Source organism: Anaeromyxobacter sp., from assembly GCA_016718565.1.
Lineage (GTDB): Bacteria > Myxococcota > Myxococcia > Myxococcales > Anaeromyxobacteraceae > JADKCZ01.
In genome coordinates this window covers 1,500,093-1,526,839 of record JADKCZ010000001.1, presented here as the reverse complement: position 1 = coordinate 1,526,839, position 26,747 = coordinate 1,500,093, and the positions used below count along the sequence as shown (strand labels likewise).

Annotated in this window: 26 protein-coding genes and 1 pseudogene; 14 read left to right on the top strand and 13 right to left on the bottom strand. The window is 76.2% G+C overall.

The genetic code is table 11. The annotated features are described in order from the left end of the window. Position 1 precedes the first annotated feature (1 nt). The 3 genes from IPO09_06585 to IPO09_06575 all read right to left on the bottom strand — a co-directional run bounded on the left by IPO09_06585 (position 2) and on the right by IPO09_06575 (position 4,701). Positions 2 to 490, bottom strand: a complete 489-nt coding sequence (locus IPO09_06585) for a sigma-70 family RNA polymerase sigma factor (protein ID MBK9517014.1) — start codon at positions 488 to 490, stop codon at positions 2 to 4. Between the two features lie 182 nt (positions 491 to 672). After that, positions 673 to 1,902 carry a 2-oxoglutarate dehydrogenase complex dihydrolipoyllysine-residue succinyltransferase gene (gene odhB / locus IPO09_06580; GenBank protein MBK9517013.1) on the bottom strand — a complete coding sequence of 410 codons (1,230 nt, stop codon included), beginning with the start codon at positions 1,900 to 1,902 and terminating at the stop codon, positions 673 to 675. Positions 1,903 to 1,905: 3 nt separating this feature from the next. After that, a complete protein-coding gene (locus IPO09_06575; GenBank protein ID MBK9517012.1) occupies positions 1,906 to 4,701 on the bottom strand; it encodes a 2-oxoglutarate dehydrogenase E1 component in 2,796 nt (931 codons plus the stop codon). On the opposite strand from IPO09_06575, the gene IPO09_06570 reads away from it, so the two are divergent. Then, positions 4,701 to 5,921, top strand: coding sequence for a class I SAM-dependent methyltransferase (locus IPO09_06570; protein MBK9517011.1), 1,221 nt, complete (start codon positions 4,701 to 4,703; stop codon positions 5,919 to 5,921). The genes IPO09_06575 and IPO09_06570 overlap by 1 nt on opposite strands. Positions 5,922 to 5,998: 77 nt before the next feature. Continuing rightward, positions 5,999 to 7,336, top strand: coding sequence for an HlyC/CorC family transporter (locus IPO09_06565; GenBank protein ID MBK9517010.1), 1,338 nt, complete (start codon positions 5,999 to 6,001; stop codon positions 7,334 to 7,336). Here IPO09_06565 and IPO09_06560 read toward each other — a convergent pair. The 7 genes and pseudogenes from IPO09_06560 to IPO09_06530 form a co-directional block, all read right to left on the bottom strand. Then, positions 7,302 to 8,100: pseudogene (locus IPO09_06560) on the bottom strand (1-acyl-sn-glycerol-3-phosphate acyltransferase). The gene IPO09_06565 and the pseudogene IPO09_06560 overlap by 35 nt on opposite strands. 46 nt (positions 8,101 to 8,146) lie before the next feature. Beyond that, positions 8,147 to 9,172 (bottom strand): NAD-dependent epimerase/dehydratase family protein, encoded by a 1,026-nt coding sequence (locus IPO09_06555; GenBank protein MBK9517009.1) that lies wholly within the window; start codon positions 9,170 to 9,172, stop codon positions 8,147 to 8,149. Between the two features lie 43 nt (positions 9,173 to 9,215). After that, positions 9,216 to 9,584 (bottom strand): response regulator, encoded by a 369-nt coding sequence (locus IPO09_06550; protein ID MBK9517008.1) that lies wholly within the window; start codon positions 9,582 to 9,584, stop codon positions 9,216 to 9,218. A gap of 84 nt (positions 9,585 to 9,668) precedes the next feature. Further along, complete coding sequence (locus tag IPO09_06545; protein ID MBK9517007.1) at positions 9,669 to 10,118, bottom strand: hypothetical protein; 450 nt, start codon at positions 10,116 to 10,118, stop codon at positions 9,669 to 9,671. Between the two features lie 113 nt (positions 10,119 to 10,231). Beyond that, positions 10,232 to 12,223: a J domain-containing protein gene (locus IPO09_06540; protein ID MBK9517006.1), complete on the bottom strand. Its 1,992-nt coding sequence runs from the start codon at positions 12,221 to 12,223 to the stop codon at positions 10,232 to 10,234. A gap of 16 nt (positions 12,224 to 12,239) precedes the next feature. Next, complete coding sequence (locus IPO09_06535) at positions 12,240 to 12,998, bottom strand: prolipoprotein diacylglyceryl transferase (protein ID MBK9517005.1); 759 nt, start codon at positions 12,996 to 12,998, stop codon at positions 12,240 to 12,242. A gap of 105 nt (positions 12,999 to 13,103) precedes the next feature. Next, entirely contained in the window at positions 13,104 to 13,379 is a 276-nt protein-coding gene (locus IPO09_06530) for a hypothetical protein (GenBank protein ID MBK9517004.1), read from the bottom strand. Positions 13,380 to 13,568: 189 nt separating this feature from the next. On the opposite strand from IPO09_06530, the gene IPO09_06525 reads away from it, so the two are divergent. From IPO09_06525 to IPO09_06480, 10 genes are all read left to right on the top strand, one after another. Continuing rightward, positions 13,569 to 14,759 carry a hypothetical protein gene (locus tag IPO09_06525; protein MBK9517003.1) on the top strand — a complete coding sequence of 397 codons (1,191 nt, stop codon included), beginning with the start codon at positions 13,569 to 13,571 and terminating at the stop codon, positions 14,757 to 14,759. Between the two features lie 73 nt (positions 14,760 to 14,832). Beyond that, on the top strand, positions 14,833 to 15,255 hold the full coding sequence (locus IPO09_06520) for an NUDIX hydrolase (GenBank protein MBK9517002.1): 423 nt from the start codon (positions 14,833 to 14,835) through the stop codon (positions 15,253 to 15,255). 74 nt (positions 15,256 to 15,329) lie between these two features. Next, positions 15,330 to 15,860 (top strand): AMMECR1 domain-containing protein, encoded by a 531-nt coding sequence (locus IPO09_06515; GenBank protein ID MBK9517001.1) that lies wholly within the window; start codon positions 15,330 to 15,332, stop codon positions 15,858 to 15,860. Further along, positions 15,861 to 16,916 (top strand): site-2 protease family protein, encoded by a 1,056-nt coding sequence (locus IPO09_06510; GenBank protein MBK9517000.1) that lies wholly within the window; start codon positions 15,861 to 15,863, stop codon positions 16,914 to 16,916. A gap of 4 nt (positions 16,917 to 16,920) precedes the next feature. Further along, entirely contained in the window at positions 16,921 to 17,574 is a 654-nt protein-coding gene (gene moaD, locus IPO09_06505) for a molybdopterin converting factor subunit 1 (protein ID MBK9516999.1), read from the top strand. Positions 17,575 to 17,686: 112 nt separating this feature from the next. Then, positions 17,687 to 18,043 carry a response regulator gene (locus IPO09_06500; protein MBK9516998.1) on the top strand — a complete coding sequence of 119 codons (357 nt, stop codon included), beginning with the start codon at positions 17,687 to 17,689 and terminating at the stop codon, positions 18,041 to 18,043. Next, a complete protein-coding gene (locus tag IPO09_06495; protein MBK9516997.1) occupies positions 18,040 to 18,984 on the top strand; it encodes an HD-GYP domain-containing protein in 945 nt (314 codons plus the stop codon). The genes IPO09_06500 and IPO09_06495 overlap by 4 nt, the downstream gene beginning before the upstream one ends. Next, positions 18,981 to 19,610 carry an HAD-IA family hydrolase gene (locus IPO09_06490; protein MBK9516996.1) on the top strand — a complete coding sequence of 210 codons (630 nt, stop codon included), beginning with the start codon at positions 18,981 to 18,983 and terminating at the stop codon, positions 19,608 to 19,610. The genes IPO09_06495 and IPO09_06490 overlap by 4 nt, the downstream gene beginning before the upstream one ends. 122 nt (positions 19,611 to 19,732) lie before the next feature. Beyond that, positions 19,733 to 20,050, top strand: a complete 318-nt coding sequence (locus IPO09_06485; GenBank protein ID MBK9516995.1) for a hypothetical protein — start codon at positions 19,733 to 19,735, stop codon at positions 20,048 to 20,050. 182 nt (positions 20,051 to 20,232) lie between these two features. After that, the gene (locus IPO09_06480) at positions 20,233 to 20,529 is read left to right on the top strand and encodes a hypothetical protein (GenBank protein MBK9516994.1); all 297 of its coding nucleotides are present in this window, start codon (positions 20,233 to 20,235) and stop codon (positions 20,527 to 20,529) included. A gap of 147 nt (positions 20,530 to 20,676) precedes the next feature. Here IPO09_06480 and IPO09_06475 read toward each other — a convergent pair whose 3' ends face one another. Continuing rightward, complete coding sequence (locus IPO09_06475; protein ID MBK9516993.1) at positions 20,677 to 21,453, bottom strand: rRNA methyltransferase; 777 nt, start codon at positions 21,451 to 21,453, stop codon at positions 20,677 to 20,679. Between the two features lie 29 nt (positions 21,454 to 21,482). On the opposite strand from IPO09_06475, the gene IPO09_06470 reads away from it, so the two are divergent. Next, the gene (locus IPO09_06470; protein ID MBK9516992.1) at positions 21,483 to 22,442 is read left to right on the top strand and encodes a phosphoribosylaminoimidazolesuccinocarboxamide synthase; all 960 of its coding nucleotides are present in this window, start codon (positions 21,483 to 21,485) and stop codon (positions 22,440 to 22,442) included. 32 nt (positions 22,443 to 22,474) lie between these two features. After that, positions 22,475 to 23,266 carry an alpha/beta hydrolase gene (locus tag IPO09_06465; protein ID MBK9516991.1) on the top strand — a complete coding sequence of 264 codons (792 nt, stop codon included), beginning with the start codon at positions 22,475 to 22,477 and terminating at the stop codon, positions 23,264 to 23,266. A 118-nt stretch (positions 23,267 to 23,384) separates the two neighbouring features. Here the strand turns inward: IPO09_06465 and IPO09_06460 are convergent, their stop codons facing one another. Both IPO09_06460 and IPO09_06455 read right to left on the bottom strand, forming a co-directional pair. Beyond that, positions 23,385 to 26,111, bottom strand: coding sequence for a Tar ligand binding domain-containing protein (locus IPO09_06460; GenBank protein MBK9516990.1), 2,727 nt, complete (start codon positions 26,109 to 26,111; stop codon positions 23,385 to 23,387). 31 nt (positions 26,112 to 26,142) lie between these two features. Further along, the gene (locus IPO09_06455) at positions 26,143 to 26,673 is read right to left on the bottom strand and encodes a chemotaxis protein CheW (GenBank protein ID MBK9516989.1); all 531 of its coding nucleotides are present in this window, start codon (positions 26,671 to 26,673) and stop codon (positions 26,143 to 26,145) included. Positions 26,674 to 26,747: the final 74 nt, after the last annotated feature.

The following is a 26,747-nucleotide window of genomic DNA, read 5'->3' as shown; positions in this document are numbered from 1 at the left end:
GTCAGCTCCGGGAGAGGTAGGCGCGGGCGGTGTCGAGGAAGCGCTCCAGCTTGCGGGCCACGGTGCGGCGGGAGATGCCGAGCAGCTCGGCCACCTCCTCGTGCTCCATGCCGTCCACCAGGACGCCGACGGCCACGGTCTGGGTGGTCTCGTCGAACTGGGAGAGGACCTGCCGGGCCAGGGTGCGGCTGGGCAGGGCGTCGGGTGAGGTGCCGTCGGCCAGGTCCAGGTCGGGGACGGCGAAGTCCTCGCCGCGCCGCACGGCGTTGCGCCGGGAGTTGAGGCAGTAGTTGGTGGCGACCCGGTAGATCCAGGGCAGCACCGTCTCGCGGTCCTCCAGCTTCGACATGTCGCGGACGAGCTTCACGAAGACCTCCTGCGTCGCATCCTTGGCCGCCTCGGGGTCCTTCAGGATCCTGAGGCAGCGCCGATAGACGATCGGGCCGTATTGCCGGTAGAGCGCAGCGGCCCTCCCGTTCTGGTCCGTCACCGTCGGCCTCCTTCCTCTCTGACACCAGGGTTGCGCAAGACGTGCCACCTGGTCGCGAGCGGAGGACCACGGTACGGCCCAAGCCCGGGAGCTGTCACGGGTTTCGGCGCGCCGCGTCGGCCCCTGGAGGGGCCCCTCGCGGCCGGCGCGGCGGCGCGGCGGGGCCCTGCGGCCCCCGCGCCTCACAGCTCCAGCAGCATCCGCTCCGGCTCCTCCAGGCTCTCCTTCACCTTCACCAGGAAGCCCACCGCCTCCCGGCCGTCGATGAGCCGGTGGTCGTAGGAGAGGGCCAGGTACATCATGGGCCGCACCGCGACGACGTCGCCGTCGAGCACCACCGCCCGCTTCTGGATCTTGTGCAGCCCGAGGATGCCCGACTGGGGCGGGTTGAGGATGGGCGTCGAGAGGAGCGAGCCGTAGATGCCGCCGTTGGAGATGGTGAAGGTGCCGCCGGCCAGGTCCTCCATGGTGATGCGGTTCTCGCGGGCCCGGCGCGAGAGGTCGCCGATGGCCTGCTCGACCTGGGCGAAGGAGAGCCGATCGGCGTCGCGCACCACCGGCACCACCAGCCCCTTGCCGCCGCCCACCGCCACGCCGATGTCGTAGTGGTCCTTGAAGACCACCGCGTCGCCGCGGATCTCGGCGTTCACCGAGGGGAAGGCGCGCAGCCCCTCGATGGCCGCCTTCACGAAGAGCGACATGAAGCCCAGCTTGACGCCGTGCTTCTCCAGGAAGGCCGGGCCGTGCCGGTCGCGCAGGGCCAGCACCCTCGACATGTCCACCTCGTTGAAGGTGGTGAGGATGGCGGCGCTCTGCTGGGCCTCCACCAGCCGGCGCGCCACGGTGCGGCGCAGCGGCGACATGGGGACCAGCCGCTCGCGCTCGCCGGCCGGCCGGGCCGGGGCGGTCGGGGGCGCCGCCGGGGCCACCGCCGGCGCGCCCGGCGAGGCCCGCAGCACGTCCGGCTTGCGGATGGCGCCGCCGGACGCCGCCACGGTGGCGGGGTCGATGCCGTGCTCGGCCATGAGGCGGCGGGCCGCCGGCGAGGCGCGCACCGGGCCGGCCGCGGCCGGCATGGTGGGGGGCGCGGGGGCCGGCGGCGGCGGGGCCGGCGCCGCCTTGGCGGCCAGCGCCGCGCCCGGCGGCGGGGCCGGGGTGGAGGCGGCCGCCTCGGCCCCCTCCTCCACCTCGCCGATCACGTCGCCCACCGCCACCGTCTCGCCGGTCTTGCGGACCTGGCGGCGCAGCACGCCGGCCACCGGCGACGGCACCGCCACGGTGGCCTTCTCGCTCTCCACCTCCACCAGCGGCTCGTCGGCGAGGACCACCTCGCCCTCCTGCTTGAGCCAGGCCCCCACGGTGGCCTGCTGCACCGACTCCCCCAGCGACGGCACCTTCAGCGGCTGCGTCATGGCCTAGCGTTCCTCTCCTGGGGCGGGGGCCTGGTGCGACAGCGGCGTCGGCTCGCCGAGCGCCTCGCGGACCAGCTGCTCCTGCTCCAGCTTGTGTCGGGTGTGGGAGCCGACGGCCGGGCTGGCCGACGGCGGACGGGCCACCAGGGTGAGCCGCCGCCCGCGCGGCAGCACCGGGGTGAGGGTGCGATCGAGGTAGTCGGCGGCGCCCATGTTGGACGGCTCCTCCTGCGCCCAGACCACCTCCACGCCGGGCGGCAGCCGCGCCAGCTCGGCCCGCAGCGCGTCGAGCGGCAGCGGGTAGAGCTCCTCGAGCCGCAGCAGGATCACCCGGCGGTCCTGCGCGGCGTCGCGGGCGGCGGCCAGGTCGTAGAAGAGCTTGCCGGAGCAGAGCACCACCCGCTCGACCCCGCCGGGCTCGGGGGCGGCCGGGTCGGGCAGCAGGGGCTGGAAGCGCCCGGCCACCAGGTCGGCCAGCGGCGAGACCGCCTGCGGGTGGCGCAGCAGGCTCTTGGGCGACATCACCACCAGCGGCTTGCGGACCGGGCCTGCCAGCTGGCGCCGCAGCGCGTGGAAGATCTGCGCCGGCGTGGTGAGGTTCACCACCCGCCAGTTGTCGTCCACCGAGAGCCGGAGGAAGCGCTCCAGGCGGGCCGAGGAGTGCTCCGGCCCCTGCCCCTCCATGCCGTGCGGCAGGAGCAGCACCAGCCCGGAGAGCCGGTTCCACTTGGCCTCGCCGGAGGCCAGGAACTGGTCGATGATCACCTGGGCGCAGTTCACGAAGTCGCCGAACTGCGCCTCCCAGAGGCACAGCGCGTCGGGCATCTCCAGGCTGAAGCCGTACTCGAACCCCAGCGCGGCCGCCTCGGAGAGCAGGCTGTCGCGCACCTCGAAGACCCCCTGCCCCTCGCGCAGGTGGGCCAGCGGCGCGTAGCGGGCGCCGCTGGTCCGGTCGGTCAGCACCGCGTGGCGGTGGCTGAAGGTGCCGCGGCGCACGTCCTGCCCGGCCAGCCGGACGGGCGCGCCGGCCCAGGCCAGCGAGGCGAAGGCCAGGGCCTCGGCCATCCCCCAGTCGAGCGGGCGGGCGCCGCGCCCCATCTCGGCGCGGGCCTCCAGCAGCTTCTGCGCCTTGGGGTGGAGGTCGAAGCCCTGCGGCACGGCGGTGAGGGCGGTGGCCAGCTGCTGCAGCCGCTCCAGGGCCACCCCGGTGGCCGGCTGCTCGCGGGGCAGGCGGCCGCCCTGGTACCCCTTCCAGAAGCCGCTGGTGGGCTGGGCGCCGGCCGGCACCGTCAGGCGCGCCGACTCCTGGAAGGCCTCGTCGAGCGTGGCCCGGTAGCCGCGCCCCATGGCGTCCACCTGCTCGCGGGTGGCGGCGCCGTCCGCCACCAGCGCGTCCGCCAGCGCCTCGCGCAGGGCCCGCTTGCGGCCGATGGCCTGCACCATGAGCGGCTGCGTGAAGGCCGGCTCGTCGCCCTCGTTGTGGCCGTGGCGCCGGTAGCACCACAGGTCGATGACCACGTCCTTGCGGAACTGCTGGCGGAAGTCCACCGCCAGCAGCACCGCCTGCGCCACCGCCTCCAGGTCCTCGCCGTTGACGTGCAGGATGGGGATCTGGAGCATGCGGGCCACGCCGGTGGCGTAGAGCGTGGAGCGGGCGTCGCGCGGCGCGGTGGTGAAGCCCACCTGGTTGTTGATCACCACGTGGACGGTGCCGCCCACGCCGTAGGCCTCCAGCTCGGACATCTGCAGCCCCTCGGCCACGATGCCCTGCCCGGCGAAGGCGGCGTCGCCGTGGATCAGCACCGGCAGGGAGCGGCGCCGCTCGCCGTCGCGGTAGCGGTCCTGCTTGGCGCGGACGCGCCCCTGCACCACGGTGTTGATCCACTCGAGGTGGCTGGGGTTGAAGGCCAGCGACAGGTGCACCAGCACCCCGTCGGGCGTCTCGCGGTCCACCGAGTAGCCCAGGTGGTACTTCACGTCGCCGCCGGCGCCGCTGACGATGCCCTGGTCGCGGAACTCGGCGAAGACGTCGCGCAGCGGCTTGCCGAGCACGTTGGCCAGCACGTTGAGGCGGCCCCGGTGGGCCATGCCGAAGACCACGTTGCGCACGCCGTGGCCGATGGCGCGGTCGATGAGCAGCTCCAGCAGCGGCAGGAGCCCCTCGGAGCCCTCGATGGAGAAGCGCTTGGCGCCCAGGAACTTGGCGCCCAGGTACTGCTCCAGCGCCTCGGCCCGCACCACCTTGTGCAGCAAGAGGCGCCTCACCTCCGGCGCCAGGGTGAGCCGGTTGCGGGTGCGCTCCATGCGCTCCTCGAGCCACCGGCGCAGCTCGCCGTCGCCCAGGTGGGCCAGCTCCACGCCCAGGCTGCGGCAGTAGGTCTCCTCCAGGCGAGCCACCTGCTCGGCCAGCGGGCGGACCTGGCCCTCGCCGGCGGGCACCGGCCGGTCCAGGTCGGCGGCCGACAGGCCGAAGGGCTCGAGGGCGATGGGCGGCAGCGGCCGCAGCAGCTCGAGCGGGTCGAGGCGGGCGCGCAGGTGGCCCTGCTCCCGGTAGTGGCGCGAGAGGGCCTCCACCCGGGCCAGGAAGCCGTCGTCGCACGGCGCGGCGCCGGCCCCGTCGCGGCGCGGCGCGTACGGGCCCGGCGGGGGCGCGGCGCCCGGCGCGGGCTCCAGCGCCGCGAACCAGGCCGCCCACCCCGGCGTCACCGCGGTGGGATCGCGGAGCCACTCGTAGTAGAGGTCCTCGACGAACGGCAGGTTGATGCTGCTCGGCGCGCCCGGCGGGAGCTCGGAGTCCATTGACATCCTCAAGCGATCAAGACGACGGCAGCGCGACCTGGCTCTCGCCCACTGCCCCGGCGCCGGCGCCGGAGCGGCTCGAACAGGCCGACGACCGGACCACCGCCGCCGCGGCGCTGGCGAGGGCGCGCCGCGGGGAGGTGCTCGTCTATCACGGGGACCACCGGAATGCCCGCCAGCTGCTGGCCGCGATGGGGCGGCGCCTCTCCACCCAGGGTGAGCGTCCCGGGCGGGTGGGACAGGACCTCGGCGCCACCTTCCGCGAGGAGCGCCGCCGCCGCCGCGAGGAGCACCTGCTCCTGTCCCGCCTGGTGGTGGTCGTCGAGCCTGGCCCCAGGGTGGCGCTGGCGTCGGCGCCGGACGCGGCCGAGGCGCTGCGCGAGGCCTTCTGGCTCGACCAGCCCGCCGGGCCCGCCGACCCGGCCCGGCTCGGGCGCCACCGGCTGCCCGGCCTGCTGCCGCTGCGCGACCTGCTCGGCATGATCGGGGCGCTGGAGTGGCGCCGCAAGGGCGTGGAGATCCCGGCGCTGGGGGCCCACCTGCACCCGCGCTACGGCGTCTTCGCCCCGGTCCGCGGGGAGCACGTCGAGCTGGTCGCGGCGGCCTGCAAGCGGTGGCCGGTGGCGGGTCGGCGGGCCCTGGACGTGGGCACCGGGACGGGGGTGCTGGCCTTCGTGCTGGCGCGCGCCGGCGCCCTGGTGACCGCCACCGACCTGTCCCCGGGCGCCCTGGCCTCGGCGCGCGAGGACGCCGGCCGGCTCGGGCTGGCGTCGAAGGTCGAGGTGGTGGCGGCCGACCTGTTCCCCGGCGGGGACCCGCCGGCCCCGGCCGGGACCGCGCCGCCCGCCCCGTTCGACCTGGTGGTCTGCAACCCGCCCTGGCTGCCGGCCGAGGCCGTGACGCCCCTCGACCGCGCCATCTACGACCCGGACGGCGCCTTCCTGGCCCGCTTCCTCGGCGGGCTGCGGGCCCACCTGGCGCCCGGCGGCGAGGCCTGGCTCATCCTCTCCGACCTGGCCGAGCTGCTCGGCCTGCGCCGGCCAGGCGAGCTCGAGGCCCAGCTGGAGGCGGCCGGGCTCACGGTGGCCGGCGGCATCGAGGCGCTGCCGCACCACCCGAGGAGCCGCGACCCGTCGGACCCGCTGGCCGCCGCCCGCCGGCGGGAGGTCACCACGCTGCGCCGCCTGGTGGCCGCGCCGGTCGGTTCCGCGCCCAGGTAGCGCCCACCCGTCTCGCGCGGGACGCCCCGACCGGGCCGCTCCGCGGCTGCGCCTTCCGCCCCAGGCGTCGCCAGGCCATGATCTCACCCCCGCCTGCCCCCGCCCGCCGGGAGACCGCCATCGCCACCGAGCTCCTCGTCATCCTCGCGCTCATCCTGCTGAACGGCCTCTTCTCGGGCGCCGAGATCGCGGTGGTGACCTTGCGCAAGAGCCGCCTGGTGCAGCTCACCGAGGCCGGCAGCGGCGCGGCGCGGGCGGTGGCGCGGCTGAGGGCCGAGCCCGAGCGGTTCCTGGCCACCGTGCAGATCGGCATCACCCTGGTGAGCGCCAGCGCGGCCGCCTTCGGCGGCGCCACCATCGCCAGCGAGCTGGCCGTGCCGCTGGCCGAGGTCCCGGCGCTGGCGCCCTACGCCGGGCAGCTCGCGCTCGGCGCGGTGGTGGTGGTGGTGTCGGCGCTCTCCATCGTGCTCGGCGAGCTGGTGCCCAAGTCGCTGGCCCTGCGCGCCGGCGAGCGCTACGCGCTGCTGGCCGGGCGGCCCCTGCTGGCGCTCTCCGCGGCGGCCCGGCCGGTGGTCTGGCTGCTCACCCGGGCCTCCAACCTGGTGCTGCGCCCCTTCGGCGACCGCACCACCTTCACCGAGTCGCGGGTCTCGGCGGAGGAGCTGGAGGCGCTGGTGGACGAGGCCGGCCAGGTGGGCGCGCTGGACGCCCCCACCGCCGAGATCGCCTCGCGGGCCCTGGCCTTCCGCGATCTCACCGCGGCCGACGTGATGGTGCCGCGCAGCCGCATCGTGGGGCTGCCGCTCGACGCCACCACCGAGCAGCTGCGGCGCACCATGCTGGAGCAGGGGCGCAGCCGGATGCCGGTGTACCAGGGCACGCTCGACGGCGTGGTCGGCTACGTCAAGGCCAAGGACCTGGCGGCCATGATCTGGGAGAAGGAGCTGGTGGTGCTGGCGGACCTGATCCGGCCGGCCCACTTCGTGCCGGGCAGCGCGCCGGCGGTGCAGGTGCTGCGCGAGCTGCAGCGGCGCCGCTCGCCCCTGGCCATGGTGGTGGACGAGCACGGCGGCGTGGCCGGGCTGGTCACGCTGGAGGACCTGGTCGAGGAGCTGGTGGGGGACATCTCCGACGAGGAGGAGCGGCCGGAGGTGCTGGTGGTGCGCGAGCCGGGCGGCGCCGCGCTCTGCTCGGGCCAGGCCCCCATCCGCGAGGTGAACCGGACCCTCGACCTCTCCCTGCCGGACGGCGAGGGCTACTCCACCTTGGCCGGGCTGTGCATCGAGCTGGCCGGCGCGGTGCCGGAGCGCGGCGCCAGGCTGCAGCTGCAGGACGCAGAGCTCGAGGTGGTGGACGCCACGCCGCGGCTGATCCGCCAGGTCAGGGTCCGCCCCCGCCAGACCCCGGGGACCTGAGCGCCGGCCCCGCCCCCGGCGCCGGGGGCCGGACCCGCCAGCCCCTCCAGCGCGGCGGCCAGCCGGGCCCGCACCTCCTCGCGCAGCCGGTCCACGTCGGCCACCTCGAGCCCGGCGGTGGGCACCGGCGGCAGGATGCGGACCCGGACGTGGGCCGCCAGCAGCCAGGCGGTGTCGGCCGGCATGGCCTGGCCGGCGCCCCAGATGGCCACCGGGTAGACGGGCGCGCCCGCCTCGATGGCCAGCTTGAACGGCCCCGCCTTGAAGGGCCGCAAGCTGCCGTCGCGGCTGCGGGTCCCCTCGGCGAACAGGCCCACCGGCAGGCCGCGAGCCAGGTAGCCGCGCAGCGTGCCGAGCGCCTTCGACCCGCTCTCGCGGTCGCCGCGCAGCACCGGCACGTAGCCGGCCAGGTGGAAGGCCCAGCCCAGCCACGGCACCAGGAAGACCGAGCGCTTCCCGATCCACTTCAGGTCGCGCGGCAGGAAGGCGATGGCCAGCGCGTCGACCATCGACTGGTGGTTCGGCACCACCACGAAGGCCCCGGTGGCCGGCAGCGTCCCCTCCACCGTGACGCGCCAGAGCGGCGAGCAGGCCACCATCCACTGCCCCAGGGCCCGCATGGCCCGGCTCACCCGGGTGCGGTCCGGGTCGAAGGAGGCGGTGGCCAGGCGCACCACCAGCGCCACCGGGAAGGTGAGCGCCAGGAAGGCGAGCGCCAGCAGGGTGGCCAGTGCCGAGCGGAGGAGCTTCACCGTGGGAGACATACCAACCGGCGGGCGGGCGCGCCGCGGCGGCCCGGCCGGCGGCCGGTCAGGGCGCCGCCAGGGCCTTCAGCTCCGGGGTCGCCGGGTCGAGCTTGCCGCGCGCCAGGTACCACCGCAGGGTGTCGCGCACCGAGTCCTCGAACGGCCGGATGGAGTAGCCGAGCTCGCGCTGCGCCCTGGCGCTGGTCACGAAGGTGTAGAGCCGGCTGGCCTCCAGCAGCTCCCGGCTCACCGCCGGCGGCGGCCCGCCCAGCCGGCCCAGGAGCCCCAGGGCGCGGGTGACCGCCGCCGCCACCGCGTAGGGCAGGCGGAGCGGGGGCGCCACGCCGGCCAGCCGGCAGATGCGCCCGATGGCCTCGTCCATGGTGAGGTTCTGCCCGCCCAGCAGGTAGGTCTCGCCCGGCCGGCCGCGCAGCAGCGCCTCGACGTGGCCGCGCGCCACGTCGCGCACGTCGCAGAACGAGGCGCCGCCCTGCACGAAGGCCGGGACCCTGCCGCGGGCCAGGGCCAGCACGGTGGCGGCCGAGGAGCCGTACAGGTCGCCGGGGCCGAGCACGTAGGCCGGCCGGACCACCACCAGCGGCAGGCCGCGCGCCGCCAGGTCGAGCCCCACCTCCTCGCCCCGCAGCTTGGAGACGAAGTAGTCGAGGCCCAGCGTGTCGGCGCTGGAGGTGGTGTCCTCGTCGGCCACCCGCGGCACGTGCGAGCCGCCCAGCACCGCGGCCGACGAGGTGAGCACCGCCCGCTCCACCCCGGCCGCCAGCGCCGCGCCCAGCACCACCTCCACCCCGCCGGCGTTGACGGCGAAGAGGCGGGCCCGCGACTCCCGCCCCATGGTGGCGATGCCGGCCGAGTGGACGACGGCGTCGCAGCCGGCCAGCGCCCGCTCCACCGAGGCCCGGTCGAGCACGTCGCCCTGGGCCAGCTCGATCCGGCCGGCGGTGGCGCCGCCCAGGTTGGTCAGCTCGGAGGTGGGGCGCACCAGCGCCCGCACCGCCAGCCCGCGGGCCAGCAGCTCCTGGACCACCGCCCCGCCCACCAGGCCGGTGGCGCCGGTGACGAGGACGCGCACCCGGGTGCTGTACGCGAGGGCGCCCGGGCTGGCAAGCGCGCCATCAGCCGCGCCCGTCGAGCCGCTTGACCAGCTCGAGCAGCTCGTCGAGCTCGAAGGGCTTGGGGAGCACGGCGTCGGCGGGCGGCAGCGCCTGGGTCGTGCGGCCGCTGGCCCCGGTCATGAGCAGCACCGGGATGTCGCGCGTGGTGGCGTCGGCGCGCAGCCGGGCCAGGAACTGGTGACCGTTCATCACCGGCATCAGGAGGTCGAGCAGGATGAGGTCGGGCCGGTGGACCGACAGGTGCTCCAGCCCCTCGGCGCCGTTTCGCGCGCCGGCCACGTCGTAGCCCTCACCCTCCAGGCAGTCCGCGAGCGTGTCGCGGATGCCCGAGTCGTCGTCGACGATCAGGATCTTGGTCTTCCCCCCCACGGGTCAGTCATAGCACTCCATCCGGGTGCCTTCGACCCCTGGTCCTCGCTTCGGCGACGACCCGCGGAACCCGCTGGAATGGCTTCAGATGTCGAGCAGCCCGGGCGCGTCGAACACCGGCGCGAGGGGGCGTGCCTGGCCAGCCCTGGAGGCGCGGCCGTGGATGGGGGGGTGGCCCGGCGGCAGGTCCGGCGAGGCGCGGAGGCGGCCCTGCCAGCCCTGGTACCCGGGAACCGGTGGGTGACCTGGCGGCAGCGCCACCTGCCGCTCGTCGCAGGTGGCCTGGGCCCGGACCACGAGCGGCGCCGCAAACGTCCGGGGCTGGCCGGCGGAGGCCAGGCCGGCCACCAGCAGGCCGCCGAGGAGGAGGAGGGACAGCGACCGCCAGAGGACCAGCCCGGAGGCTGCGGGCGCGACCTGGGCTGGTGTGCCCGCGGCGCCCTCCCGCGACTCCGCGCTCGCAGCGGGGTCACTGGCTGGCAGGTGCGGTGCCGGGCGCTCGCCGTGCTGGACTGGCTCCATGGTGGCCTCCACCGGCGGACCCTCGGCCGCCGCTGGAGTCCATCTAAGTGGACCGGTCCGGTCGTGCCCTCTCGACGGTGAGCCCTCGACGGGTCGCGCCCGCGGACCCGGGCGGCTCCGGCTCCTCAGGTGCGCCCGGCGCCCGGCCTGAAGCGCCGCTCGATGCGGGTGCGGAGCAGCTCCACCAGCCCCTCGCCGGCCGCCCCCTCGATGCGCAGCGCCAGGGCGGGCAGCCCGGCCAGGCGGGCTCGCGCCTGCAGCACCCGCCCTCGCGAGGCGACCCGGAGCGCCCCCCGGGGCAAGGCCACCTCGCAGGGCTCGAGGTAGAGCGCCTCGAACCGCGCCGCCAGCCCGCCGGCCGTGAGGCCTGCCAGGTCCTCCGGACGCCCGCCGAACCCCAGGGTGCCGTCGCCGAGCCGCACCCGCACCTCGCCGTTGAAGCCCACGGCCAGCGCCAGCGCCCACAGCGCCTCCAGCCCCTCGGGCTCGCCGTAGCGCCAGTAGGACCGCAGCACCGCGCCGCAGCGCGGGCAGAGGATCCCGTGGCGCTCGTCGAGGCCGCTGGTGCGCAGCACGTGCACGCCCACCACCTCGCGCCGGCACGGGCCGCACCGCTCGGTCGGGCCGAGCGCCGCGAAGACCTGGCGCGCCACCGCCGCCACCGCCGCGTGCGAGAGCGCCAGCTCCACGCCGGCCGCCAGGGACCCCTCGGCGAGTTGCAGCCCCGCCACCACCTCGGCCTGGCCGGCCCGCGCCCCCAGCACCAGGTGGCGCGGCGCCCGCGCCAGCGCCCCCGCCAGGTCCGGCGCGCCGGGCCAGCCTGGCCGCAGCCGCTCCCAGCGCTCCGCCAGCCCGGCGGCGCTGGCCACCGCGGGCGGCGGCCGCTCGCCGGCCGCCTCCAGGAGGAAGGCCAGCAGGGTCAGGCCCGCCTCCCACCGGCTCCCCGCCGCACCGGCGCCCTCCGCCTCGGCGGCCCCCTCCAGCCAGCGGGCCAGCGCCCGGGCCGGCGCGCTGGCGCGCGATCGGGTGAGCCGCAGCGCCGCCCGCCGCACCAGGCCGCTCTCCGCCAGCGGGTCGAAGCCGCCCCGCACCACCCCGCCCCCCTGCCGCCGCGACAGCTCGCGCATGATCCTCCGCCTCTCGCCCGAGAGCGCCCGGGCCGCCGCCTCGACCGCCGCCAGCCGCGCCAGGGCGTCGGCGCGTGCCGCCGCCACCTCCTCGGCCAGCTCCGCCGCGCTCTCGGTGAAGTAGTCCCCGCCCGCCGCGGCCCGCGCCGCCGCCGCCTGGCGCAGCCGGGCGGTCTGGCTGGCCACCAGCCGGCCGCGCTCGCGGGCCAGCGAGGCCGCCACCCGCCGGAGCTGCTCGGTGCGCCGCGCCAGGTGGGCCAGCCGCTCGGCCTCGGTCACGTCGCCGGCCGGCTCGCCGGCGCCGAGCTTCTCGGCCATCAGCTCCAGCGCCTGCAGGTCGCCGGCCGCCAGGGCGGCGTTGGCGCGCGCCATCTGGGTGGAGAGCCGCGCCCGCTCCTCGTCGAGCTGCGCCAGGTCGGGGTGGAGCAGCCGCGCCAGCCGCCGGTAGACCCGCCTCAGCGCCGCGGCCTCGGCCTCGGGACCGTGCGGCCCGGCCCGGTCTTCTCCGGCGCGGCCGGACGCTCCTTCCCCTGGCCCCTGGCCGGGCTGGCCCGGGCCGGCGCCATCCGCGCGCGGGTCGTCCTCCCAGGCCCGGCCGCCGCCGGACGCCGCGCGCGCCGCCCCGCCGCGCCTGGCCCCGGCCACCCCGCCGGCGCGCGCCGGCCGAGCGGGCGCGCCCGCGGCTGCCCCGGCGCCGCGCCCCACCTCGCGGACCCGCGTGAGCTCTCGCGCCAGGCCGTCGGCCAGCGCCTGCAGCCGCCGCACCAGCCCCGCCGCGCGCTGGGCCTCGGCGTCGGCCTCGCCCAGGCCGAGGGCGAGCGCGGCCGCGAAGGCCGCCAGCTCCGCGGCGAGCGCCTCCACCTCGGCGTCGAGCGCCGTGACCTCGGCCAGCGCGGCGTCGCGCGCCGCCCGCGCCAGGAGCAGCGGCTCGTCGGCGCCGGCCGGCGGCGGGGCTCGCGGGGGCGCCAGCGCGCGCGGGTCGGGGGCCATCGGGTCTCGGGTTCTATCAGAGCGCGGCGCGGGGCCGCACCGGGCGGCCGAGCGCCCAGGCGCCCCAGCCGACCAGGAGCAGGCAGGCCCACTGCGCCGGGGTCAGGCCGGCCAGCCGGGGGTCGGCGCCGGGCAGGTCGGTGGCGCGCAGGAAGTCGAGGCCGAAGCGCCCCGCCCCGTATCCCAGCGCCAGCAGGGGCAGGAGGCGCCCGCGGGCCGCGCCCCGCCGGCGCAGCGCCAGCAGGCCGAGCGCCAGCCCGCCCAGCAGGAGCGCCTCGGCGGCCCCCAGGTCGTGGCGCAGGCCGTCGGGGAAGCGGACCGCCAGCGGGGAGGTGGTGAGCCGGCCGGGATGGTCGTGGACCAGCGCGCAGCCCACCCGCCCCACCGCCCACCCCGGCGCCAGGCCGAGCGCCAGCGCGTCGCCGTGCGCCAGCAGCCCCGGCGCGCGGCCGCGGAAGGCTGCGGCCAGCGCGGCGGCCCCGGCCAGGAGGCCGCCCATCGACGAGAGCCCGTCGGAGAGCCGCAGCAGCGCCCAGGGATCGGTCAGCTCCTCCGGGTGGTAGGCGAGCAGGTGGCCCAGGTGGGCGCCCACCAGCCCGGCGCCGACCGCCAGCACCAGCCGGCGGGCCAGCGCCGCCCCGTCGAGGCCGTCGGCCCGGGCGGCGCGCGCCGCCACCGCCAGCCCCAGGAGCAGGCCGGCGGCCGTGAAGAGCCCGGTGGGGCGCAGGGCCAGCGGCCCGAGCTGCAGGACCTCGAGGCCCGTGGTCTGGCTCATGGCGCGAGCCTACGACGGGCCCGGGCAGGCGCCCCCGGAAATGGCGCGGGCGGCTCCCGTCGAAGGGGGCCGCCCGCGGGCGAAGCGTCGAAGGCGAGGCGGAGCCTAGCTCTTCTTCTCCTTGGACTCGCCCTTCTTGCCGTGCACCGGGCAGCCCTCGCAGGCGCACTTCTCGCCGCACTTGCACTCCTTGGTGGCGGAGTGGTCGCAGCCGCAGCCCTTGTGCTCCTTCTTGTCGGCCTCGGCCACCGAGACCTTCTTGTCCACCTGCGCGGTGGTGTCCTTCTTGTGCTGGCAGTCCTTGCAGTCGCCGCAGGCGGAGGCGGGGGCGGCGGCGAGGAGGGCGAGGGCGGCGGCGGCGCCGAGGAGGTACTTCAGCATGGGTCGACTCCTGGGTAGTCGGGCCGCACCGGCGGCCGCGGGGTGGTTGAGGCGAGGGAGACTACGGCCGGCCGGAGCCGTGAGTCAATGCGCCGCGCCCCTCGGACGGGGTACATCCCTCCGTCAAAACGGACGGCTCGCTGGCAGCCCCATTGAGCGCCCGACGGCCTGGGGCTACAGTGCGCCGCCATGCCCGAGACCGACCCCGACCGGCTGCTGGCGCTCCTGCGCGACCCCAACGTGGAGAGCGCCGAGATCGCCGCCGCCGCGGACGTGCCCCGCCCCGAGGCCGGGCGCGCCGCCCGCCTGGTCACCACCATCATCCGGGCCCAGCCTGAGGAGGTGGCCTCGCTGCCCGCCTCGCTGGCCGCCGCGGTCATGCGCGCCGCCACCGCCGCCGGGCGCGTCGACCTGGTGGCCGCCCTGGCGGTCCGCCCCGAGAAGGAGGTGGCCAAGGAGGCCAAGCGGCTCCTCCACCACCTCAAGGCGCGCGGCGTGGCGGTCCCCGAGCCGACCCGCCCGGCGGCCCCTGCCCCGGCGCCGGCGCCGGCCGAGCCTCCGCCGCCCGCCTTCGCCTCCACGGTGGACGGCCTGGGAGAGCGGGCCGTCTGGCTGCCCCGCAACCTGCCCGGCCGCGGCGTCGAGGTGGCGCAGGCGGTCCTCTCCGACGAGCGCGGGCTGCTCGAGCTGCAGGTCGGCGTGCTGGGCCGCAAGGAGTGGCGCGCCTTCGTGAAGGGGCTGCTGGACCGCGGCGCCACCATGGGCGTCGGCGAGCTGCCGCGCGAGCGGGCCCACGGGCTGATCGCCGCGGCCCGGTCGCTGAACGCCGGCGCCGGCACCAAGGTGCCGGATGGGGCCGACCAGTGGCTGGGCCAGCTCGGCCCGGCGCCGGCCCTGCCGCCGCCTGGCCAGGACCTGCCGGCCCTCGACGAGGTGGCCGAGGCGGCGGCCGTGGAGGGCTCGGCGGCGCTGCACCAGCTGCCGCTGCTGCGCGGCTGGATGGCCGAGGAGGCCTACCTGCGCGAGGTGGCCAGGCAGCTCGACCGGCCGGAGGCCGCCACGCCGGAGGGCGCGCCGGAGCAGCGCCGCGACCGGCAGGCCGCGCTGGTGCGCGCCGCGGTGGACGGGTACTTCACCCCGGCCCGGCGCGAGCGGCTGGCCGGCCGGCTGCTCGACGTGGCCGAGCACCTGGCCCGGGCCGGGGCGGCGGCCGAGTCCGCCGCCGCCGCCGCCGTGGCGCGGGCCCTGGCCGCCGGCCGCCCGGCCGCCGCCATCCCCTTCGCCGCCCTGCTGGTGGAGAAGGCCTTCCCGGCGGACACCGCGCCGGCCGGGGCGGCGGGCGTCCTCCCCGCCGGCCCCCCCGCCGGGTCCGCGCCCTGAGAGGCCGTGAAGGAATCCCCTCCCGGCGCCGGGTTTGACCCCGCGCCCCGCGCCGCGCTACGAACCGCCCCGCATGGCCGAGCACCGCACCCCCGCGCCCACCGTCGACGTGGTCATCGCGCTCCCGGGCGACCGGGTGGTGCTGGTGGCGCGCCGCTTCCCGCCGCTCGGCTGGGCCCTGCCGGGCGGGTTCGTGGACGAGGGCGAGACGCTGGAGGCGGCCGCGGTGCGCGAGGCCCTCGAGGAGACCGGCCTCGCGGTGACCCTGACCGACCTGCTCGGCGTCTACTCCGACCCGCGCCGCGACGCCCGCCGCCACACCACCAGCACCGTGTTCATGGGGCGCGCCGCCGGCACGCCCACCGGCGGCGACGACGCGGCCGAGGCGCGGGCCTTCGGCTGGCGCGAGCTGCCCGAGCCGCTCTGCTTCGACCACGCCGAGATCCTGGCCGACGCCCGCCGCTTCCTCCTCACCGGCGCGCGCCCCCGCCCGTGACCGCGCCCCTCGCCCCCACCGTTGCCCCGGCCACCGGGCCCGGCCCCGAGGCCCCGGGGGCGCCCAGCGCCGCGCTGTCCGCCGAGGACCAGGTGGCCCTGCTGGCGCTGGCGCGCGCCGCCCTGCGCCACCGCCTCGGGCTCGGCGCGGCCCCGCAGGCGCCCGCCAGCGGGCCGCTGGCGGCGCTGCGCGCGGCCTTCGTGACGGTGCGCCTGGCCGGCGAGGTGCGCGCCTCGCTCGGCGCGCTGGCCCCGGCCGGCCCGCTCGCCGCCGAGGTGATCCGCCTGGCCGCCGCCGCCGCGGACCACGACCCGCGCACCCCGCCGCTCGCCCCGGCCGACGAGCCCGCGCTCGGCCTGCGCCTGGCGGTGCTCGGCCCGGGGCGGCGCATCTCGGGCGCCGGCGACGTCAGGCCCGGCCTGGACGCCCTGGCCGTCACCCAGGGCTGGCACCGCGGCCTGCTGCTCCCGTCGGCCGGCGCCGGCAAGGGCTGGGACGCCGCCACCTTCCTGAAGCACGCGTGCCTCGCGGCCGGCCTGCCGGCCCGCGCGCACCTCGAGCCGGACGTCGTGCTCGAGGCCTTCGAGGCGGAGGAGTTCCCCTAAGTGATCACCGCCCTGTCGATCGTGGCCGCGGTGCTGGCCGTCTCGGCGCTCATCGTGCTGCACGAGGCCGGCCACATGTGGGTGGCCCGCGCCCTGGGCATGAAGGTGGAGAAGTTCAGCGTGGGCTTCGGGCCGGTGCTCTGGTCGGCCACCCGCGGCGAGACCGAATACGCCGTCTCGGCGCTGCCGCTGGGCGGCTACGTGCGCATCCGCGGCATGGCGGCGGGGGACGACGTGGCCGCCGACGACGCCTCGGCCTACTGCAACCAGGCCGCCTGGCGGCGGGTGCTGGTGCTGGTGGCCGGCCCGGGCGCCAACTACCTCATCGCCGTGGTGCTGGCCGCCGGGCTGCTCGGCACCATGGGCCTGCCCACCCCCGACGGCGCCGCGCGGGTGGGCGACCTGGTGGCGGGCATGCCGGCCGAGCGGGCCGGCCTGCGCCCCGGCGACCGGATCCTGGCGGTGGCCGGCGCGCCGGTGGCCACCTGGACCGAGCTGGTGGGGGCGCTGCAGAAGGCCCCCGGACGGACCATCGAGCTGGCCGTGGAGCGCGGCGAGGGGCCGGCGGCCGAGCGGCTCACCCTGCCCATCACCCCGGAGGATCGGGGCGGCGTGGGCCGGGTGGGGTTCACGCCCTACGCGCCGCGGGTCCGGCTGGGGCCGCTGGACGCGGCGGTGGCAGGCTTCACCCGCACCAACGCGGCGGTGGGCCAGACGCTGGCCATGCTCGGCGCCATGGTGAAGCGCGAGACCAAGGCCGAGCTCTCCGGGCCGGTGGGCATCGCGCAGGAGCTGGTGCGCGGCGCCAGGGTGGGCGCCGACCGCTTCCTCACCATCGTCTGGAACATCTCGGTGGCGCTGGCCCTCTTCAACCTGCTGCCCTTCCCGGCGCTGGACGGCGGGCGGCTGGTCTTCCTGGGCGTGGAGATGGTGACCCGCCGGCGGGTCAACGAGAAGGTCGAGTCGTACGTCCACGCGGCCGGCTTCATCGCCCTCATCGCGCTCCTGCTGGGCGTCACCATCTTCGGCGACCTGGCGCGCCTGTTCGGGAAGTAGCCCGGTGCCGGTCACCGTCCTGTACTTCGCCGCCGCCCGCGAGGCCGCCGGCGTGGCCCGCGAGGCGCTCGACCCCTGGCCCGCCACCGTGGGCGCGCTGCGGCGCCACCTGGCCGAGGCGCGCCCCGGCCTGGCCAGGGTGCTGCCCCGCTGCCGCCTGGCGGTGGACCAGGAGTTCGCCCGCGACGAGGACCCGGTGCGCGACGGGGCCGAGGTGGCGGTGGTCCCGCCGGTGGCCGGCGGCGCGCCGTGCTTCCGCGTCACCGACCAGCCGCTCTCGCTCGACGAGGTGGCGCGGGCGGTGGAGGCGCCCGGGCGCGGCGGCCTGGTCACCTTCACCGGCACCGTGCGCGGCGAGACGCGCGGCCGACGGGTGCTCAGGCTGGAGTACGAGGCCTACGGCCCCATGGCCGAGCGGGTGCTGGCCCGCATCGGCGCCGAGGTGGGCCAGGCCGAGGGGTGCGCCGTGGCGGTGGTCCACCGGGTGGGCGTGCTCCAGCCCGGCGAGGCCGCGGTGGTCATCGCCTGCGCCGCGCCGCACCGGGCGCCCGCCTTCCGGGCCTGCCAGGCCGTGCTGGAGCGGCTCAAGCAGGACGCGCCGATCTGGAAGCGCGAGGTCTTCGAGGACGGCTCGGTCTGGGTGGGGCTGGGGCCGTAGCGGCCGGGTCGCGCCCCCCGGACGGTGGGTGCGCGGCGCGCCGCCGCGCCCGGGGTGCCCCCGCCCCCCGCGTTCGGGTATCCTCCCCCGAGCCAGCGGGGGCGGTCACCACGTGAAGATCCTCATCGCCGACGACGATCGCCTGGTCCGCGCCATGCTGACCGACCTCCTCTGCGAGATCGGCCACGCGGTGGTGCAGGCCGAGAACGGCGCCGAGGCGGTGCTGCTGTGCGCCCGCGAGGCGCCCGACCTGCTCATCCTGGACTTCCTCATGCCCAAGCTGTCGGGCCTGGACGCGCTGCTCCAGATCCGGCGCACCCGGCCGGTCCCGGCGGTGCTGCTCACCGCCATCAACGAGGGCAGCCTGCGGGGCGTGGACGGGGTGGAGCAGGTGCAGGTGCTGCTGCAGAAGCCCTTCAGCCGCCGCACCCTGGAGCGGGCCATCTCCACGGCGGTCGGGGCGCGATGAAGCTCTTCCGCACCTTGCTCCTGGCCACGGTGGCCGCCGGGGTGGTGCCGCTGGCCCTGCTGGTCCTCCTGCTGCGGGTCGGGGGCGTGGAGCCGCCTTTCGCCATGCTGGGCGCCGCCGTGGCGGCCTCGGTGGCCTCCTCGCTGGCCGTGGCGGCGCTGGTGGCGCGGCGGGTCACCTCCCCGCTGGGAGAGCTGGTGCACGGCGCCCTCGACATCGCGCGCGGCCGCTTCGGTCGCGAGGTGAAGGTGGCGGTCCGCGACGAGCTCGGCGACCTGGCCTACACCTTCAACCACATGAGCCGGGAGCTGGCCTCCTACGACGGCGAGAACCGCCGGCTCATCGCGGCCCTGGAGCGGGGCTACCTCGACACCATCCGGGCCCTGGCGTCGGCCATCGACGCCAAGGACCCCTACACCCGCGGCCACTCGGAGCGGGTGGCGGCCCTCTCGGTGGAGATCGCCCGCGAGTTCGCCTTCGACGAGGCCTCGCTGGTGGCGGTGCGCTACGCCGGGCTGCTGCACGACATCGGCAAGATCGGCGTGCCGGAGCAGGTGCTGCGCAAGCCGGCCCGCCTCACCCCCGAGGAGCTGACGCTGGTGCGCAGCCACGCGGTGGTGGGGGCCGAGATCGTGGAGGGGATCGACTTCCTCAAGGCGGCCGAGCCCGGCATCCGCCACCACCACGAGCGCTGGGACGGCGCGGGCTACCCGGACGGCCTGCGCGGCGAGGCCATCCCGCTGGTGGCCCGCATCGTCAACGCCGCCGACACCTGGGACGCCTGCACCAGCGAGCGCCCCTACCAGCGCGCCTACTCGGCCCCCGAGGTGGTGGCCATCCTGGCCACCCTGCGCGGCGCCCAGGTCGACCCCGCGGTGCACGACGCCATCTCGCGCGTCCTGGCCCGCCGCGGCACCATGACGGGAGCCCCCACCACGTGACCCGCCTCGCCATCCTGGACCTCGACGGCACCCTGCTCGACACCCTCGACGACCTGGCCGCCTCGGTGAACGCCGCCCTGGCCGCGGTGGGGCGCCCGGCCCGCAGCCGGGCGGAGATCGAGTCCTACGTGGGCGAGGGGGCGCGCCTGCTGCTGGAGCGGGCGGTGGCGCCGCACCAGGAGCTGGCGGCCCCGGCGCTGGCGGCCTGGTGGCGCCACTACGACCTGCACTGCCTCGACCGCACCCGCCCCTTCCCCGGCATCCCCGAGCTGCTCACCCGCAGCGGCCGGCTGCTGGCGGTCCACACCAACAAGCCTGGCCGGGTGGCCCGCCGCATCCTGGCCGGGCTGGGGCTGCTCGACCGGTTCGCCCTGGTGACCGGCGGCGACGAGGCCCCCCGCAAGCCGGACCCGGGCGGCACGCTGGAGCTGATGCGCCGCCTGGGGGCCCGGCCGGAGGACACCGTCTTCATCGGCGACAGCCCCATCGACGTGCGGACCGCGCGCCAGGCCGGCGTGCCGATGGTGGCCGTCACCTGGGGCTTCCGGCCGCGCGCCGAGCTGCGGGCGGCGGGCGCGGTGCGGCTGGTGGACCGGGTGGCGGAGCTCCGGCCGTGGCTCGAGTGAAGCGCGGCGGCGGCGCCGCGGCCGGCCGGAGCGGGAAGGGCGGCGCAGGCGGGAAGGCCGCCGCGGGCGGCCGCGGCGGCCGGAAACTGGCTCGCCGGGCGGGCGGCGGTACCCTCCCGTCCATGTGGAGCCTCGTGAAGGCCGCGGTCCTGCTGGGCGCGCTGGCCGCCTTCCTCTTCCTGGTGCCGTTCGGTGGGCGCACCCTGGCCGACCGCTGGCGCGCCGCCGACGACGCCACCGACTTCGCCGCCCGGACCTGGGCCGAGATGCGCGGCGGCGGCGCCCCGGACAGGGCGCCGGCGCGCCCCGGGAGCAAGGCCCAGGCGCGCACCGGGGCGAAGCCGGCCGGTCCGGCGCCGGTGGAGGGGCACACCGAGGCGGACCGGCGGGCCCTCGACCGGCTGCTCGACCAGCACCTGGCCGACGCGCCCAGGCGCTGAAAGGCCCGTCGGACCGGACCGTTCGAGGTTGCCATCGGCACGCCAGGCGAGGTAAGGAGTGCCCCTTTCCCGCGGCCCGCTCCGTGCAGCGGCCGCGACGGACATTGAGAGAACGCAGCGCTCCGGGGCACGTCCGCCTCGCAGCAGACAGCCTCGCAGCAGGCAGCCTCGAAGGAACAGACATGGCCGAGACCAAGACCGAGACCAAGACCAAGAAGACGGCGCCGAAGGCGAAGGCGGCCGGCAAGAAGGCCTGCACCGTGGCCGGCTGCAAGCGCGCCTTCCGCGCCAAGGGGCTCTGCTTCTTCCACTTCAAGAAGTGGCGGTCGGGCGAGCTCGAGGCCAAGCCGGCCCGCTACAAGACCTGCTCCAAGCCGGACTGCAAGAAGAAGGTCTTCGGCCACGGCCTCTGCGAGACCCACTACGACGCCTGGAAGAAGAGCCGGAAGAAGAACCAGGTGGCGGCCCCCGCGGCCTAGCCACCCGGCCGGTCCCCCCGGGGCCACGCCCCAGCCGGTCGACGCGCGCCCGCTCCCTCCCACGAGGGGGGCGGGCGTCGTCGTCTCGGGGCACCCGGCCCGCGCCCGGTCCCCGGCCGCTCGCCCTGCCGGGTGGACCCCCGCCCGTCAGCGGCCGCCGGCCTCCAGCTTGAGCTGCCGCTCCAGGGTCTTGGCCGCGGCCAGCAGGAGCTCCACCTCGCGCTGGGTCGGCTCGGCGCGGGTGAGCAGGCGCCGCCACTCCGCCAGGATCAGCTCGGGGTTCTGCGGGTTCAGGTAGCCGGCCCCGGCCAGCACGGCGCCGAGCCGCGCCCAGAGGGCCTCCACCGTGGCGTGGCGGGCCGGCTCGCCCGGCGGCGCCACCGGGGCCAGGGCCGCACCGGCCGCCAGCGCCAGCTCGTAGGAGACCACCGCCACGGCCTGCGCCAGGTTCATGGAGTCGTAGGCCGAGGTGGTGGGGATGGTGCAGACCGCCTGGCACAGCTCCAGCTCGGAGTCGGAGAGGCCGCGCTGCTCCTCGCCGAACACCACCGCCACCTCCCCCGCTGCGGCCCGGCGCACCACCTCGGCCGCCAGCTCGCGAGGGGAGAGGCGCGGCCGCCCGTCGATGGTCCGCGAGCTGGTGCCGCAGGTCCAGGTGGCCGGCGCCAGTGCCCCGGACAGGTCCTGGTGGACCTCGGCGCCCGTGAGCAGGTCGCTGGCGTGCCGGGCCAGGCGGCTGGCCCGCTGGAAGACGTCGTCCCGGACGGTCCCCTCCCCCCCGCTGCGGGGCGACCCCTCCCAGGCCGCGGGGGCCACGATGGCCAGCCGGGACAGGCCGAAGTTCTTCATCACCCGGGCCGCCGCGCCGACGTTCTCGGCGCTGGCGGGCCGGTGGAGGACGAGCCGCACTTTTCCCAGAGACATGGATGCGCCGACGTATAACATCCCCGCCCATGATCCCCGACGCCCTCCTGCACGCCCAGCTGCCGCACACCCTCCGCCAGCTCGACCTGCCCGCCCTCGGCGAGCTCTACCGAGGCAAGGTCCGCGACAACTACTCGCGCGGTGACCAGATCGTGATGGTCACCACCGACCGCATCAGCGCCTTCGACCACGTGCTCGGCACCATCCCGTTCAAGGGCGAGGTGCTGTCGCGGCTGACCGCCTTCTGGTTCGACAAGGTGAAGGACATCGCGCCCATCCACCTCCTGGCCGCGCCCGACCCGAGCGTGATGGTGGTGCGGCGGGCCAAGGCGCTGCCGGTGGAGGTGATCATCCGCGGCTACATCACCGGGTCCCTGTGGCGGGACTACCAGGCCGGCAAGGCGGGGGACTACGGCATCGACTGGCCGAAGGACCTGAAGAAGGACCAGAGGTTCGCGGCGCCCATCCTCACCCCCTCCACCAAGGCCGAGTACGGCCAGCACGACCTGCCCATCTCCGAGAAGGCCATCGTGGAGCAGGGGCTGGTGCCGGCCGCGGTCTGGCAGGAGGCCACCGCCATCGCCCGGCGGCTCTTCGCCCGCGGGCAGGAGTGGGCGGCCTCGCGCGGGCTCATCCTGGTCGACACCAAGTACGAGATGGGGATCGCCGACGGCAAGCTGGTGGTCATCGACGAGATCCACACGCCGGACAGCTCGCGCTACTGGGTGGCCGACGGCTACGAGCAGCGGTTCGCCGCCGGTCGGGATCAGGACATGCTGGACAAGGAGAACGTCCGGCAGTGGCTCATCAAGGAGCACGGCTTCTCCGGCCACGGCACGCCCCCGGCGCTCACCGACGAGGTGCGGGTGATGCTGGCCCGGAAGTACATCGACGTCTTCGAGCGGCTCACCGGCGAGACCTTCACCTCGGCGGTGGGGTCGGTGGCGGCGCGCATCGAGCAGAACCTGAAGGCCAAGGGCTACCTGTAGGGGGCTGGCGCCGTGGACCGGGCGGAGCGCGCGTGAGGGCGGCCGCACGGCTGCCCACCCTGCTCCTCCCGGGCATCGACGGGAGCGGGCGGCTCTTCGACCCGCTGCTGGCGGCGGGGCCGCGCGGCTTCGCCCCCCGGGTGGTGCCGCTGCCGGCCGACCGGCCGCGCTCCTACGACGAGTACCTGGAGCTGCTGCTGGAGGCGTTGCCGCGCCGCGGCTCCTTCGGGCTGCTGGCCGAGTCCTTCTCCGGCCCGCTGGCGGTCCGGCTGGCGGCGGCCCGCCCGCGCGGGCTGACCGCCCTGGCGCTGGTGGCCACCTTCCTCGACCGGCCGCTGCAGCCCTGGCTGGCGCCGTTCTCCCCGCTGGTGGGCCCGGCCCTCTTCGCGGCGCCGCTCCTGCCGGCGGTCGTCCGCCTCCTGCTGGCCGGCGGCGACGCCCCGGACGCGGTGGTGGCGGCGCTGCGGGCGGCGACGGCGGCGGTCCCGGCGGCGGTGCTGGCGCGCCGGGCCCGCGAGGCCCTGGTGGTGGACGTGCGCAGCCTGCTGGCCTCCACCACGCTCCCCCTGCTGTACCTGGGCCCCACCGGCGATCGGCTGCTGCGCACCGACGTGATCGACGACGTGCTGGCGGCCCGCCCGGACGCCGAGACGGCCCTGCTGGACGGGCCGCACACGCTGCTGCAGGTGCGGCCGCAGGCCTGCCTGGCGCGGCTGGACCCGTTCTTCGGCGGGACGGCCGGACGGGCGACTGGGCGGACGGTCGGGCGGACGACGAGCCGGGTGGCGGGCCCGGAATCCAAGGTCCGTTCGCACCGAGCGTAGCGCCGCAGGCGCGGAGTCGAGGTGCGCCCCTCACCCCGGTCCTCTCCCAACGACAAAGCGCCCCACCCCACCTCTCGGTGGAGCGGGGCGCCGGGTCATTCACTCGAGCCGGGGCGGGCTAGAAGTCCCTGACGTCGTCGGCCTGGTCCATGGGGAAGGCGTCCGGCATGGGCTTGCCCTTGAGCGCCGCGCTGGGCTTGCGGGCCGGGGCGGCGGCGCGCGGCTTCTGGTAGCTGGCGCCGGCGTGGACGGCCGGGCGCTTGGTGACCACGCTGGCCGAGTGGCGGGCCAGCTGGAAGGCGCCGACCATGGCGGCCAGCTCCTCGGCCTGGCCGTTCAGCTCGCTGGCCGCGGAGGAGGACTGCTCGGCCGAGGCGGCGTTCTGCTGGGTCACCTTGTCCATCTCGCCCACGGCCTGGTTGACCTGGTCGATGCCGGACGACTGCTCCTTCGCGGCGGCGGCGATCTCCGAGACGATGTCGGAGACCTTGCTGATGCCGCCCACGATCTCGGTGAGCTTGCCGGCCATGTGCTTGGCCGTCACCTCGCCCTCGCCGGCCTGCTTGACCGACTGGCGGATGAGCTCCTCGGTCTTCATGGCCGCCTCCTTGGCGCGGAGCGCCAGGCTGCGGACCTCCTCGGCGACCACCGCGAAGCCGCGGCCCGCCTCGCCGGCCCGGGCCGCCTCGACGGCCGCGTTCAGGGCCAGCAGGTTGGTCTGGAAGGCGATGTCGTTGATGTCCTTGATGATCTGCGAGGTGCTCTCCGCGGAGGCCTTGATCTTGCCCATGGCCCCCTGCATCTGCTCCACCGCCGCCGCGCCGTCGGTGGCCGCGGTGCGGGCCGTGGTGGCCAGCGTGTTGGCCTGCTGCGCGTTGTCGGAGGCCTGCTTGGTGATGGAGAGGACCGACTCGAGGGACGAGCTGGTCTCCTCGAGGCTGGAGGCCTGCTCCGAGGCGCCGGAGGCCACCGCCTGCGACGAGGCGGCGATCTGCTGGGAGGCGCTCGAGACCTGGTCGACGGCCTCGGCCACCTGCAGCATGGCGTCGTGCAGCGCCACCGCGGTGGCGTTGACCGAGTCCTTGATCTTGGCGTGGTCACCCTGGAAGGTGCCGTTCACCCGGGCGCGCAGGTCGCGGTTGGAGAGCTTCTCCAGCACGCCGGCCGACTCGTTGATGGGCGCCAGCACCGCGTCCAGCGTCTGGTTGACGCCGTCCACCACCTTCTTGAAGTCCCCCTGGTGCTTCGAGGCGTCCGCGCGGGTGGCGAGCCGCCCGGCCACCGCCGCGTCCACCAGGGTGCCGGCGTCGGAGACCAGCCGGTTGACCGCGTCGATGCAGGTGTTGAGGTTGTTCTTGATGGTGTTGAAGTCACCGGCGTAGCTGTCGGTGATCTTCTGCGGGATGGCCCCGCGCGAGATCTCGTCGACATACTTCGCCGCCACGTTGAGCGGCCCGATGACCGCGTCGAGGGTCCTGTTGACGCCCTCCACGATCTTGCGGAAGTCCCCCTCGTGCTTGGAGGCGTCGGCCCGGGTGGCCAGCCGCCCCTCCACCCCGGCCTGGGCCAGCGCGCCGGCGTCGGCCACCAGCCGGTTCACCGCGTCCACGCACCGGTTCAGGTTCTCCTTGATGGTGTTGAAGTCGCCGGCGTAGCTGGCCGTGATCTTCTCCGGGATCTGCCCCTTGGAGATCTGGTCCACGTACCGGGCCGCCACGTTGAGCGGCCCGATGACCGCGTCCAGCGTGTCGTTGACGCCGGCCACCACCTTGCGGAAGTCGCCCTGGTGCTTCGAGGCGTCGGCCCGGGTCGCCAGCCGCCCCTCCACCCCGGCCTTGGCCAGCGTGGACGCGTCCGCCACCAGCGCGTTCACCGCGTCGATGCAGTCGTTCAGCGAGCCCTTGATGAGGTTGAAGTCGCCCTCGTACCGGTCGGTGATCTTCGGCGGGATGTCCCCCTTGCCGATCCGCGAGACGTACTCCGCCGTGACCTTCACCGGCCGCTCCACCGCCGCCATGGTCTCGTTGATGCCTGCGATGATGGGCCGGAACTCCCCCTCCACCGCGCCCTCGTCCCCGCGCACGCCGAGCTGCCCCGCCTGCACCGCCTCGCGCAGCTTGCCCGCCTCCCCCACCAGCGCCGTCACCGTGCCGCCGATCTTCTTGCCCAGGAAGACGCCCAGGGCGAGCAGCAGGACGGCGCCCACCACGATGCCGATCACGATGCCGGTGGTGGCGGTGCTGCCGGCCGCGGCCCCGGCCTCCTTGGACGCCTCGGTGTCCTTCTTGGTCCGCTCCAGCAGGTCCTCGAGCGCCTGCTCGAAGGGCGGGAGGGCGGTGCGGACCACCAGGAACTGGTCCCAGACGACCTGGTCGGCGGCCTTGGCCTCCGGCGCTTCCTTGTCCACGCCGGCGTCGGCCAGCCGGTTGCGAGCCTCCACCGCCGAGACCACCCCTTCGGCCTTCTGGTGCCAGTCGGCCTGGGTGCTCTTCACCTTGGCCCAGAGCCGCATGGCCTCCTCGCCGTGCGGGATCTCCTCGTAGGCCTTGATCGACCCGTCCATCGCGTCGAGCCCCTTCTTCATGCCCTCCATGGCGGCGCGTCGCATGTCTGCGTCGGCCCGGCGGAGCAGGCTGGCGTTGACGTTGCGGGCCACCATGAACATGTCGACCTGCATCTGGCCCAGCGTCAGCGCGCTCGGCAGCTTGGCGTCGGTGACGTCGTGCAGGGCGGTGGAGAGCCCGCTGGCGCCCGACCAGGCCACCCCGCCCACCGCCAGCAGCACCACCACGGCGAGCCCGAAGCCCGCCAGGATCTTGGTGCCCATCTTCATCTGTCCGAACATGTGGTCTCTCTCTCGAGGGTGGGGAGGGGGCCTAGGCGTGCGCCACGGCGCCGCTGAGCTGGGTGACGTCGGTGCCCGACAGGATGCGGGCGGTGTCGAGCAGGAAGGCCACGCCGTGGCTGGTCTTGCCCACGCCGCGGATGAACTGGCCCTCGATGGCGGCCGAGCCGAGGTCAGGCGGCGGCTCGATCTGGGCGCCGTCGATGGTGACCACCTCGAGGACCAGGTCCACCAGCAGGCCCATGGTGAGGGCGCGGCCGGCCACCTGGCACTGCACCACGATGATCACCGTCTGCTCGGTGGCCTCCACCGGGGCCATGCCGAACTTGATGCGCAGGTCCACCACCGGGATGACCCGCCCGCGCAGGTTGATGATGCCGCGGATGAACTCGGGCACCCGCGGCACCCGGGTGATCTCCATCAGGCCGATGATCTCCCGGACCGCCAGGATCTCCAGGCCGTAGACCTCCTTGGCGAGCTGGAAGGTCATGTACTTGCCGCCGAGCTGCTCCATCGCCGCCACGTCGCTCTCGAGCCGGACGGTCGTCGCGTGCTGTTCCATGAGCTCCCCCGAAGTCCCACGGGTGAGGAGGCGTCCTCACCCTGCCCCGGGGCCTCACTGCACCGGGCGGACCA

Coding starts and splice junctions, on each gene's coding strand:
- odhB (MBK9517013.1), bottom strand. CDS start 1,902: ATGACGCAGCCGCTGAAGGTGCCGTCGCTGGGGGAGTCGGTGCAGCAG.
- IPO09_06575 (MBK9517012.1), bottom strand. CDS start 4,701: ATGGACTCCGAGCTCCCGCCGGGCGCGCCGAGCAGCATCAACCTGCCG.
- IPO09_06565 (MBK9517010.1), top strand. CDS start 5,999: ATGATCTCACCCCCGCCTGCCCCCGCCCGCCGGGAGACCGCCATCGCC.
- IPO09_06540 (MBK9517006.1), bottom strand. CDS start 12,223: ATGGCCCCCGACCCGCGCGCGCTGGCGCCCCCGCGAGCCCCGCCGCCG.
- IPO09_06535 (MBK9517005.1), bottom strand. CDS start 12,998: ATGAGCCAGACCACGGGCCTCGAGGTCCTGCAGCTCGGGCCGCTGGCC.
- IPO09_06530 (MBK9517004.1), bottom strand. CDS start 13,379: ATGCTGAAGTACCTCCTCGGCGCCGCCGCCGCCCTCGCCCTCCTCGCC.
- IPO09_06525 (MBK9517003.1), top strand. CDS start 13,569: ATGCCCGAGACCGACCCCGACCGGCTGCTGGCGCTCCTGCGCGACCCC.
- IPO09_06520 (MBK9517002.1), top strand. CDS start 14,833: ATGGCCGAGCACCGCACCCCCGCGCCCACCGTCGACGTGGTCATCGCG.
- IPO09_06495 (MBK9516997.1), top strand. CDS start 18,040: ATGAAGCTCTTCCGCACCTTGCTCCTGGCCACGGTGGCCGCCGGGGTG.
- IPO09_06485 (MBK9516995.1), top strand. CDS start 19,733: ATGTGGAGCCTCGTGAAGGCCGCGGTCCTGCTGGGCGCGCTGGCCGCC.
- IPO09_06480 (MBK9516994.1), top strand. CDS start 20,233: ATGGCCGAGACCAAGACCGAGACCAAGACCAAGAAGACGGCGCCGAAG.
- IPO09_06475 (MBK9516993.1), bottom strand. CDS start 21,453: ATGTCTCTGGGAAAAGTGCGGCTCGTCCTCCACCGGCCCGCCAGCGCC.
- IPO09_06470 (MBK9516992.1), top strand. CDS start 21,483: ATGATCCCCGACGCCCTCCTGCACGCCCAGCTGCCGCACACCCTCCGC.
- IPO09_06460 (MBK9516990.1), bottom strand. CDS start 26,111: ATGTTCGGACAGATGAAGATGGGCACCAAGATCCTGGCGGGCTTCGGG.
- IPO09_06455 (MBK9516989.1), bottom strand. CDS start 26,673: ATGGAACAGCACGCGACGACCGTCCGGCTCGAGAGCGACGTGGCGGCG.